Genomic DNA, 10,063 nt, shown 5'->3' with positions numbered 1-10,063 from the left:
GCCACCTTGCGCGACCCCTCCCGGGCGTCGAAGACCAGCTCGCCCGACGGCGCTTGCGCGTCGTTCCCGGGCCTCTCCATCTCGCGGGTCCGGGTTCTCTATCTCGGCACAGGGGGCATGATGTGCGCATGGTCGCGAGAAGCCAGCGTGGGTGGACGGGCGAGCCGGGCGAGCTGCTCAGGGTGGGGCCGGGGTTCCGCCTCGCGGACGTCGACCCGGACGCGAAGCCGGGGTACGACGGGAAGAAGAAGGACGGCGCGGCCGACCTGCTCGCCGGCGAGCAGGAGCTCGACGAGCTGCAGGAGCGCCTGTACGCGCAGAGCCGCGAGGACCCGTCCGCGCCGGCCGTGCTGCTCGTGCTGCAGGCGATGGACTCCGCGGGCAAGGGCGGCATCGTGCGGCACGTCATCGGCGCCACGGACCCGCAGGGCGTGCACCTCGTGGCGTTCAAGAAGCCGACGCCGCAGGAGCTGGCGCACGACTTCCTGTGGCGCGTCGAGAAGGAGGTCCCCGAGGCGGGGTACATCGGCGTCTTCGACCGCTCGCACTACGAGGACGTGCTCATCGGGAAGGTGCGCGAGCTGGCCCCGCCGGAGGAGATCGAGCGGCGGTACGGCGCGATCAACGCGTTCGAGTCCGAGCTGGTCGCGCGCGGCACGCGCATCGTCAAGGTGATGCTGCACATCTCGCCCGAGGAGCAGAAGGCGCGGCTCGGCGAGCGCCTGGAGCGCCCCGACAAGCACTGGAAGTACAACCCCGGCGACGTCGACGAGCGCCTGGAGTGGCCCCGGTACATGGACGCCTTCCAGACCGTCTTCGAGCGCACCTCCACCGACCGTGCGCCCTGGTACGTCGTCCCCGCGAACGCCAAGTGGTACGCCCGCCTCGCCGTGCAGGCGCTGCTGCTGGACGCGCTCGAGGACATCGACCCGCAGTGGCCCGCCGCGACGTTCGACGTCGAGAAGGAGAAGGCGCGCCTCGCGGCGTCGTGACGCTCAGCCGGCGACGGCGGGCCCGGCCGCCTGCTCGACGTCGTCGGGCAGGTTGGCGTCGAGCGGTTCGCGGTCGGTCTTGGTCCACGTGCGCCGCCCGGCGAGCTCGCGGACCAGCGCCACCGTGACGACCGGCCACAGCAGCCACGTGTAGAGCATGTACGGGATCAGCCCGAACACCGCGCGCAGGAACGGGTGCCGCCCCGGCTCGTTGGTCATGAGCAGGGACAGGAAGCTCGGCACCAGGGCGATCGTCGCGAAGAACACCAGCGACGGCCACCAGCCGGAGACGAACGGGACGTCGCCGAACAGCCAGAACACCAGCGACAGCACCAGGCCGAGCCCCATGAGCAGCTGCAGCAGCGGCATGAGCAGGTAGGCGAGGTGGTCGAGGCGCGCCCCGACCGACACCGGCGCCCGCAGCGCACCCCGCAGCAGGCTGAACGCCTGCCAGTTCCCCTGCGCCCAGCGCACGCGCTGCTTGAACAGGCGGCGCATGCTCGTCACGCCCTGCTGGTCGACGGTGGTCAGGACCGTCTGGCGGCCGCGCCACCCGGCACGGATCAGCCGCACGCCGATGTCCTGGTCCTCGGTGAGGCGGTCGCGCCAGGGGCCGCGCTCGACCCCCGGCGGGAGCTTCTCCGTCGTGACGACGTCGTCCAGCGCGGCGAGCCGCACGTACTGGCCGTTGCCGCCCATGTTCGCCGTGCCCCACGCCGACCGCCCGAGCTGGTAGACGTACGCCATGACGCCGAACTCCACGTCCTGTCCCCAGGTGAGGTAGTGCCGGCGGTTGTAGATGCGGACCAGCGCCTGGACCCCGCCCACGCGCTCGTCGGAGAACGTGCCGGCCAGCGCCCGCGGCGCGTCGGGCGGGATGCGGCCGTCGGCGTCCACGACGCCGACGACGACGCGCGTCGTCGGCCAGCCGGCGTACCGCCCGGCGAGGACCTCCGCGTGGACGAACTCCCACGCGTTGTCGAGCCCCGCGGACTTGCCCACGCGGGCGTTCGGCAGCTCGCGGCGCAGCACGTGGAGCTCGGGCACCCGGGCACGCAGCTCGGCGAGGACCTCGGGCGTGCGGTCGTCCGACCCGTCGTCGATGACGACGATCGCCTTGTGCGTGGCCTCCACGGCGACGAGCCTGCTCACGCTGTCGGCGATCGTCACCTCCTCGTTGAGCGCGGGCACGACGAAGACCCACAGGTAGTCCTCCTCGTGCGCGGACTCGACCGCCCTGCGCTGACGCCGGCGCTCGAACCACGCGCGGACGACGAGCCAGACGATCACGCAGAAGGTGACCAGCGTCAGGGCGAGCAGGAACCACATGAGCACCTGCACCGCCACCGGCATGCCGCGGTACGGGTCCCACCACGGCGCCGTCGTGGCCAATACCGCGGCGGCCGTCGTCGGCAGGCCGGTCACTCGGCGGTCCCGTCGGACGCGGTCCGGGGCGACGTGTCGTACGGGTCGACCGTCGACTTCGGGGCGATGACGACGTCCTCGAGGTCCTGCGGCACGCGGTCCACCGGGCCGGGCTCGCGCACGAACTCCGGGCCGTCGAGGGCGTCGGTGCGGTGGAACCCGGCCCACTCCAGCACCTGGGCGCGCACGAACCCCGGACCGGACGTGTGCGGCACGGGGGAGTTGAAGACCAGGTGCTCCAGGGCGTCGACGATGCGCTCGGCGGCGCGCCCGTCCCCGTACGGGTTGGGCTGCCGGGAGAACGCGGCGTGCGCCGCGGGGTCGGTGAGCACCCGGGTGGCGGCGGCGACGATCGTGTCGGCGTCGGTGCCGACGAGCTCGAGGGTGCCCGCCTCGACGCCCTCGGTGCGCTCGGTGGTGGTGCGGGCCACCAGCACGGGCACGCCGAGCGCCGGCGCCTCCTCCTGGATGCCGCCGGAGTCGGTGATCACCAGGGTCGAGCGCGCCAGCAGGCGGGCGAACGTGTGGTACTCCATGGGCGCCGTGAGGGTCGCGGCGTCGACGTCGTCGAGCTCCTCGTGCACGATCCGCGCGACCCGGGGGTTCGGGTGCACCGGCACCACGAACCGGACGTCCGGGTGGGCGTCGGCGAGCCGGTGCACCGCCCGCGCGATGCTGCGGATGCCCTCGCCCCAGTTCTCCCGGCGGTGCGCGGTGACGGTGACGACGCGCGACGTCGCGTCGTCCTCCAGCCACGCCAGCTCGGGCCTCCCGTAGGGCACCTCGCGCGCGGCGGCCCACTGCAGCGCGTCGATGCCGGTGTTGCCGGTGACGAACGTGCGCCCGATGTCGACGCCCTCGCGCACGAGGTTCTGCACGTTGCTGCGGGTGGGTGCGGCGTGGAAGGAGGCGATGCGGGCGACGAGCTGGCGGTTGAGCTCCTCGGGGAACGGCGAGAGCGTCGTGCCGGTCCGGAGCCCGGCCTCGACGTGGGCCACCGGGATGCGCAGGTGGAACGCGGCGACGGCGGCGGCGGCCGCGCTGGAGGTGTCGCCGTGCACGATGCAGGCCGCGGGGTAGTGGTCCTCGCGGACGCGCCCGGTCATCCGCTCGGGCGGCGGCCCGTACCGGCCGGTGACGAACTCGTCCAGCCCGGCGATCACCGACGACGAGAGCTGGTTCAGCGTCAGCCCCGGGCGGCCCACGCCGAGGTCGCCCGCGATCTCGCACCCGGCCTCCTGCAGCACGTAGTCCACGAGCTCCTTGTGCTGGCCGGTCGTGACGACGACCGGGCGCAGGCGCGGGTGGTCCTGCAGGCGCTGGATCAGGGGGAACAGCTTGATCGCCTCCGGGCGGGTGCCCAGCACGACCAGGATCTCGGGGCTGACGGGAAGCGGCATGTCTCTACCTTCGTCGAGCGGGGTGCCGGGTGCTCGCCGACACCGATGAGTTCCGGTTCGTCCGCGGGTCGGAAGGGTGCTGCACCGGCCGCGAAGGGGCGGTGCCCGTCAGGAGGGAGCGGCCATGGTGACCGCACGCACGCACCTGTGGTTCGGGAACAACCGCGCGCACGAGGCGGCGGCCTTCTACGCCGAGCACATCCCGGGGTCGTCGGTGGAGTCGGTGCTCACGTCGCCCGAGGGAGTGCCGGGGGCGGCGGCCGGCGAACCGTTCGTCGTCGAGTTCACGGTAGCCGGGCTTCCTGTGACCGGCCTGAACGCGGGCCCCGAGTTCACGCTGAACGAGGCGTTCAGCTTCTACCTGCGGGTCGACTCGCAGGAGGAGGTGGACCGGTACTGGGAGGTGCTCACGTCCGACGGCGGCGAGCCCGGGCCCTGCGGCTGGTGCAAGGACAGGTTCGGCATCTCCTGGCAGGTGATCCCGAGGCAGCTCGAGGAGCTGTCCGGCGACTACTCGACCGAGGCGAACCTGCGCACCATGAACGCGATGCTGAAGATGGGCAAGATCGACGTCGCCGGGCTGGAGGCCGCCTACCGCGGGGAGTGACGCACCCGACCCCTGCGGGCCACGGGGTGTCGGCATCCTGTGCTGGGGTTGCGGACGCGACCGAAGGTCGATGGCGTCGTGTGATCAAATTGCCGGCGTGCTGACCGTCGCCACCGCCAACGTCAACGGCATCCGTGCCGCCTTCCGCCGCAACATGGACGCCTGGATCGCCGCCCGCACCCCCGACGTCCTGCTGCTGCAGGAGGTGCGGGCGCCGGACGAGCTGGTCCACGAGTACCTCGAGGGCTGGCACGTCGCCCACCTGCCCAGCGACCTCAAGGGGCGAGCGGGCGTCGCCGTCGCGTCGCGCCTGCCGCTGCACGCCGTGCGCACGGGCCTCGAGGCGCACGGCCCGGACGGCGAGCCCGAGCCGCCCGTGGACACGGGCCGCTGGGTCGAGGCCGACGTCGAGCTCCCGGGCGGCGGCCTGCTCACCGTCGTCTCCGCCTACCTGCACTCCGGCTCCAACGCCCCGGGGCAGGAGCACACGATGGCGGCCAAGTACGCGCACCTCGACAAGGTGACCGCGCGCCTGTCGGAGCTCGGCGCGGCGGAGCACCCCGCGGTCGTCGCCGGCGACCTCAACATCGCCCACCGGAACGAGGACATCGCGAACTGGAAGGGCAACCTCAAGAGCGCGGGCTTCCTGCCGCAGGAGCGGGCGTTCGTCGACCGGTGGCTCGACGAGCTCGGCTGGGCCGACCTCGGCCGCGCGCACGGCGGCGAGGGCCCCGGGCCCTACACCTGGTGGTCGTGGCGCGGGCAGTCGTATGTGAACGACCGCGGCTGGCGCATCGACTACCAGCTCGCCAATGCGGCGCTGGCGCCGCGTGCGGTCAAGGTCGAGGTCGACCGCGCGCCCACCTATGAGGAGCGCTGGTCCGACCACGCCGCCGTCGTCGCCACCTACGACCTGTAGCGCGGTGTGGGCGGGCTTCTGGCCCTGTTTCGGGAGCGAAACAGGGCCAGACGTCCGCCCACAACGGGTCAGCGGTGGCCGCGGGGGAACATCGCCCGCTGCACGGCGTCGTGCACGTCGGTGTTGAGCTGCGGCCCGGACAGGAGCTCGGCGCCCGGCCCCTGCGCGGTGATCGGCGTGGCCTCGCCCGTGTGCCCGCCGGTGGTCCAGTCGACGGTGAACTCCAGGTCGGTGCCGGGGATCGGGAAGGGGTCGTCCTCGGCGGTCTGGCCCTCGCCCGACTCGTCCTCGGGGTCGACGTTCTCGATCGCGAGCCCGCCCGTGGCGTGGTCGCCGACGACGAGCACCAGGGTGTCGCGGTGCTTCTTCTGGAAGTCGAGGGCGAGGGCGACGGTCTCGTCGAGAGACCGGCCCGCCTCGATGGTGCGCGTCGCGTTGCTCTGGTGCGCGAACTCGTCGATCGCCTCCTCCTCGAGGAACAGGAAGAAGCCGTCGCGGTCGCGCTGGAGCACGTCGAGCGCCTTGGCGGCCATGTCGACCAGCGGCACCTCGGGGGAGTAGACGTCGCCCTCGCCCTCGTTCGCCTGCTGGAACATCTCCTCGTTCGCGAACAGCCCGAGCAGCTTGCGGCCGTCCGCGTCGGCGAGGCCCTCGGCGTCGCTCACGTACGTGTACCCGAGCTGCTGGGCCCGGTCGACGAGGTTCCCCTCGGTGCCCTTGCTCTGCTCCTCGGGGTCCTCCGGCGGGTTGTCGGGCCATGCGCCCGGCTCGCCCTCGGGGTACCAGAAGTCCTCGCCGCCGCCGAGCAGCACGTCGGGCCTCGACTCCTCCAGGTACTGCCGCGCGATCTCGCTCTGGTCGTACCGGTCGGTGACGTGCGCGCCGAACGCGGCCGGGCTGGCGTCGGTGACCTGCGCCGTCGAGACGAGGCCGGTCGCCTTGCCGGCGCGTCTGGCGTCCTCGAGCAGCGTGGGGACGGGGTTGCCGTCGGCGTCGACGCCGACGGCGCCGTTGAACGTCCGCACTCCGGTGGAGAACGCGGTCGCGCCTGCCGCCGAGTCGGTCACCGCGTCCTCGGGGTCCGCGGAGTCGGTCGCGGTCCAGCCGGCCTCGTCGAGCGAGTCCATGACGAGGTGGCCGTCCTTGCCCACGGTCGCCAGGCGGATCAGCTCCCGGGCCGCCAGGCCCATGCCGTCGCCCTGGAGCACGATGACGTTCCGCGCCCGGTCCCTGTCGTGCCGTCCGTCGTGCCCGCCGCGCCCGCGGTCGTCACCGCCGGCCGTCGCGCCGACGGCCGTCCCTGCGGCGACCACTGCCGTGAGCGCCGCCGCTCCGACGCGGCGCATCGTGGTGCGTGCTGCCATCGCTCCTCCTCGAACGATCGAGCCCGGCGACGTCGTGCCGCCGCGCCCCCGCACCGTAGGCAGGGGCCCGCGTCACCGGCATCCGGGGGGGGAGGAACCGCAGGTCGCGCGGGGTCAGGCGACCCGGTCAGGCGGCCCGGTCAGGCGGTGCGCCCCGCAGGCGCCGACGGCGGCGCGAGGAGGAAGCCCGGGGAGCGCAGGCCGGCGGCGTCGAACGCCTCCTGCACGGCCGCGGCCACGGCGTCGACGGCGTCCGCGCGCACCAGGGCGATCGCCGAGCCGCCGAAGCCGCCGCCCGTCATGCGCGCGCCGAGCGCGCCGGCGGCCAGCGCGGCGTCGACGACGAGGTCCAGCTCGCGGGCGGAGACCTCGTAGTCGTCCCGCAGGGAGGTGTGCGACGCGACCATGAGCGGCCCCACCTCGTCCGCGCGCCCGTCCGTGACGAGGTCGCGGAAGCGGGCGGTGCGGTCGATCTCCGTGACCACGTGCCGCACACGCCGCGCCAGGACGCCGTCGGGGTCGTGCGCGGCGAGCGCGGCGAGGGTCTCGTCCAGGCGGTCCGGGTCGACGTCACGCAGCGTCTCGACGCCGAGGAGCCCGGCCGCGCGCTCGCAGGTCGCCCGCCGCTCGGCGTACTGGCCGTCGACGAGGGCGTGCTCGGCGCGGGTGTCCACGACGAGCAGGGTGAGGCCGGCGGCCGCAAGGTCGAACGGCACGGGCGTGCCGGACTCCAGCGCGGACAACCCGGGCCGCGAGTCGACGAGCAGCGCGTGGCCCGCGGTGGCGCGCAGGGACGCGGCCTGGTCCATGCCGCCCGTCGGCGCGCCGGCGATCTCGTTCTCCGCGCGCACGCACGCCGTCACCAGCGTCGCGCGACCGGCGTCGTCCCCCGCGAGGCCGAGCCTGCCCGTCTCGTCGAGCGCGACGGCGACGGCGCACTCCAGCGCGGCCGACGACGACAGCCCCGCGCCGAACGGCACGCACGAGTCGACGACGGCGTCGAAGCCGCGCACCTCGTGCCCGTCCTGCGCGAGCGCCCACGCCACGCCCGCGACGTACGCGCCCCAGCCCGACACCGCGCCTGGCGCGACGTCGGCGAGCCGGGCCGTCCAGACCTCGCCCGGCGCCTGCGCGGACCCGAGGCGCACGACGTCGTCCTCGCGGTGCCGCAGCGCGACATACGTGCGGTGCGGCAGCGCGGTCGGCAGCGCCAGCCCGCCGTTGTAGTCGGTGTGCTCGCCGATGAGGTTGACGCGGCCCGGGGCCGACCAGACCCCGTCGGGCGCCTCGCCGGGGAACGTCCGGGCGAACAGGTCGCGGACGCGCGCCGCGCCCTCGTCGTCGGACCAGGACTCGAGCCACTCGGGCGTGCTCATGGCGGGACAGCTCCTTCGCGGGCAGGACGGCGGGTGCGGGCGCCGACGCGACGCCCGGGGGAGGGTATCGCGGGTCAGCCCTGGACGGGGCTGAGGTTCAGCCGCATGCCGGCGAGGCCGCGCGAGCGGCCGGCCAGGGCGCGGGCGACGTCGCGCAGCACGCGAGCGCCGGCGGAGTCGGGGTCGGAGAGCACGACCGGCGTGCCGTCGTCGCCGGCCGCGCGCACGGCCACGTCGAGCGGCACCTGACCCAGCAGCGGCACCGTGGTGCCGAGCGTGGCGCCCAGCCGGTCCGCGACGCGCTGCCCGCCGCCGGACCCGAACACCTCGAGCCGGGACCCGTCGGGCTGCTCCAGCCACGACATGTTCTCCACCACGCCGACCACGCCCTGCGACGTCTGGGTGGCGATCGACCCGGCGCGCTCGGCGACCTCCGCGGCGGCGGCCTGCGGCGTCGTCACGACGACGATCTCGCTGCCGGGCAGCAGCTGCGCCACCGAGATCGCGATGTCGCCGGTGCCGGGCGGCAGGTCGAGCAGCAGCACGTCCAGGTCGCCCCAGAACACGTCCGCGAGGAACTGCTCCAGCGCGCGGTGCAGCATCGGCCCGCGCCACACGACCGGCTGCCCCTCCGGCACGAACATGCCGATCGACACGACCTTCACGCCGTGCTCGATGGGAGGCAGCAGCATGGAGTCCACGCGGGTGGGCTGGCGGTCCACGCCGAGCATGCGGGGGATGGAGAAGCCGTAGATGTCGGCGTCCACGACGCCGACGTTCAGGCCGTCGGCCGCCATCGCGGCCGCGAGGTTCGCCGTCACGCTCGACTTGCCGACGCCGCCCTTGCCGGACGCGATCGCGTACACCTTGGTGAGCGAGCCGGGCTGGGCGAACGGGATCACGGGGTCGCCGGCGCCGCCCCGCAGCTGCGAGCGCAACGACTGCCGCTGCTCCGGGGTCATGACGCCGAGCTGCACGTCCACGCCCGTCACGTCGTCGATCGCCTCGACGGCGGCGGTGACGTCGCGCACCAGCGTGCCCTTCATGGGGCAGCCGGCCACGGTGAGGTCCACGCCCACCGTGACGCGGCCGCCGTCGTGCACGTCCACCGAGCGCACCATCCCCAGGTCGGTGATGGGCCGGCGGATCTCCGGGTCGACCACCGACGCCAGGGCGGTGCGGACGCGGTCGGTCAGCGGTGCGGGGCCGTCGGGGGAGCCGGAGGTCATGCCTCGATCCTAGGTGCGGCGGGCGGGGGCGCCGGTGCGTCGTGGGTCACGACCGGACGGGCCGGCCGGACAGCGCGGCCGAGACCCGCAGCGCGAGGGTGCCCACGTCCACCGGGCCGGTCGTGTCCTGCCGCACCACCGGGCCGAGCGCGAGCGGAGCGGCCCCGGCGGACCAGGCGGCCCACTCGGCCGCCAGGTCCCGGTCGTCGCCGTGCACCGGGTGCCGACCGGTGCGGGCCTCGACGCGCTCGCGGGCGACGTCGGGCGGCACGTCGCACCAGACCTCGACGACGGCGTCGGCGCCCGCGGTCGCGAGCCCGCGCAGCGCGTGGTCCAGGTCGCGGGGCCGGAACCACCACGACTCGACGACCACGCGCGGCAGCGGTGCCGCGGCCAGGCGCCACACCGCCTCCATCGCCGCCGCGCCGACCACCCCGGTACCGACCAGCGGCGCGGCCCCGGGCCCGACGGCGTCCGCCAGGGCCTCCTTGACGACGTCCTTGCCCAGCCACGGCACGCCCAGGCGGGCGGCGAGCGGGGCCGCCAGCGTCGTCTTGCCCGACCCGGGCAGCCCGTTGACCAGTACCACCTGTCGTGCCACGCCCACCACCCGTCCGTCGTCGGCACCGCGTCGGTCGCGCCGTCGGGAGACTAGCTGTGATGTCCAGGGAGGTTGTCCCGATCTCGTGACGACGACACGGAATCGGGTTACCGGATGACGAAGGCCTCCGGTTGTGAAGTGGAGCTGTCG

General features: G+C 74.2%; 9 protein-coding genes. 3 read left to right on the top strand and 6 right to left on the bottom strand.

All coding sequences use genetic code 11. The features are described from left to right. The first annotated feature begins 128 nt into the window (after positions 1–128). Entirely contained in the window at positions 129–992 is an 864-nt protein-coding gene (locus tag ABZ493_RS21335) for a polyphosphate kinase 2 family protein (RefSeq protein ID WP_430584118.1), read from the top strand. 3 nt (positions 993–995) lie between these two features. Here ABZ493_RS21335 and ABZ493_RS21330 read toward each other — a convergent pair whose 3' ends face one another. Then, positions 996–2,417, bottom strand: a complete 1,422-nt coding sequence (locus ABZ493_RS21330) for a glycosyltransferase family 2 protein (RefSeq protein ID WP_430584117.1) — start codon at positions 2,415–2,417, stop codon at positions 996–998. Then, positions 2,414–3,817 carry a UDP-N-acetylglucosamine 2-epimerase (non-hydrolyzing) gene (gene wecB, locus ABZ493_RS21325; protein WP_430584116.1) on the bottom strand — a complete coding sequence of 468 codons (1,404 nt, stop codon included), beginning with the start codon at positions 3,815–3,817 and terminating at the stop codon, positions 2,414–2,416. The genes ABZ493_RS21330 and wecB overlap by 4 nt, the downstream gene beginning before the upstream one ends. Before the next feature lie 124 nt (positions 3,818–3,941). On the opposite strand from wecB, the gene ABZ493_RS21320 reads away from it, so the two are divergent. Together ABZ493_RS21320 and ABZ493_RS21315 are read left to right on the top strand one after the other, a co-directional pair. Then, entirely contained in the window at positions 3,942–4,424 is a 483-nt protein-coding gene (locus ABZ493_RS21320) for a VOC family protein (protein ID WP_430584115.1), read from the top strand. A gap of 97 nt (positions 4,425–4,521) precedes the next feature. Further along, positions 4,522–5,343: an exodeoxyribonuclease III gene (locus ABZ493_RS21315; protein WP_430584114.1), complete on the top strand. Its 822-nt coding sequence runs from the start codon at positions 4,522–4,524 to the stop codon at positions 5,341–5,343. A gap of 68 nt (positions 5,344–5,411) precedes the next feature. Here ABZ493_RS21315 and ABZ493_RS21310 read toward each other — a convergent pair whose 3' ends face one another. The 4 genes from ABZ493_RS21310 to ABZ493_RS21295 all read right to left on the bottom strand — a co-directional run bounded on the left by ABZ493_RS21310 (position 5,412) and on the right by ABZ493_RS21295 (position 9,913). Continuing rightward, entirely contained in the window at positions 5,412–6,707 is a 1,296-nt protein-coding gene (locus tag ABZ493_RS21310; protein ID WP_430584113.1) for an alkaline phosphatase, read from the bottom strand. 140 nt (positions 6,708–6,847) lie between these two features. Further along, positions 6,848–8,083 (bottom strand): galactokinase, encoded by a 1,236-nt coding sequence (gene galK, locus ABZ493_RS21305; protein ID WP_430584112.1) that lies wholly within the window; start codon positions 8,081–8,083, stop codon positions 6,848–6,850. 74 nt (positions 8,084–8,157) lie between these two features. After that, positions 8,158–9,312, bottom strand: a complete 1,155-nt coding sequence (locus ABZ493_RS21300; RefSeq protein ID WP_430584111.1) for a P-loop NTPase — start codon at positions 9,310–9,312, stop codon at positions 8,158–8,160. 46 nt (positions 9,313–9,358) lie between these two features. Continuing rightward, positions 9,359–9,913, bottom strand: coding sequence for an AAA family ATPase (locus ABZ493_RS21295; RefSeq protein ID WP_430584110.1), 555 nt, complete (start codon positions 9,911–9,913; stop codon positions 9,359–9,361). Positions 9,914–10,063 lie beyond the last annotated feature (150 nt).

The sequence above is a fragment of the Isoptericola sp. NPDC019482 genome, from assembly GCF_040632295.1.
Taxonomy (GTDB): Bacteria; Actinomycetota; Actinomycetes; order Actinomycetales; family Cellulomonadaceae; genus Isoptericola.
Note: the sequence above shows the minus strand (reverse complement) of the source record. Positions and strands in the feature narration are given on the sequence as shown.

Excerpts from the sequence above, each read along its gene's own strand:
- ABZ493_RS21335 (WP_430584118.1), top strand. The coding sequence starts at position 129 with ATGGTCGCGAGAAGCCAGCGTGGGTGGACGGGCGAGCCGGGCGAGCTG.
- wecB (WP_430584116.1), bottom strand. The coding sequence starts at position 3,817 with ATGCCGCTTCCCGTCAGCCCCGAGATCCTGGTCGTGCTGGGCACCCGC.
- ABZ493_RS21320 (WP_430584115.1), top strand. The coding sequence starts at position 3,942 with ATGGTGACCGCACGCACGCACCTGTGGTTCGGGAACAACCGCGCGCAC.
- ABZ493_RS21310 (WP_430584113.1), bottom strand. The coding sequence starts at position 6,707 with ATGGCAGCACGCACCACGATGCGCCGCGTCGGAGCGGCGGCGCTCACG.
- galK (WP_430584112.1), bottom strand. The coding sequence starts at position 8,083 with ATGAGCACGCCCGAGTGGCTCGAGTCCTGGTCCGACGACGAGGGCGCG.
- ABZ493_RS21300 (WP_430584111.1), bottom strand. The coding sequence starts at position 9,312 with ATGACCTCCGGCTCCCCCGACGGCCCCGCACCGCTGACCGACCGCGTC.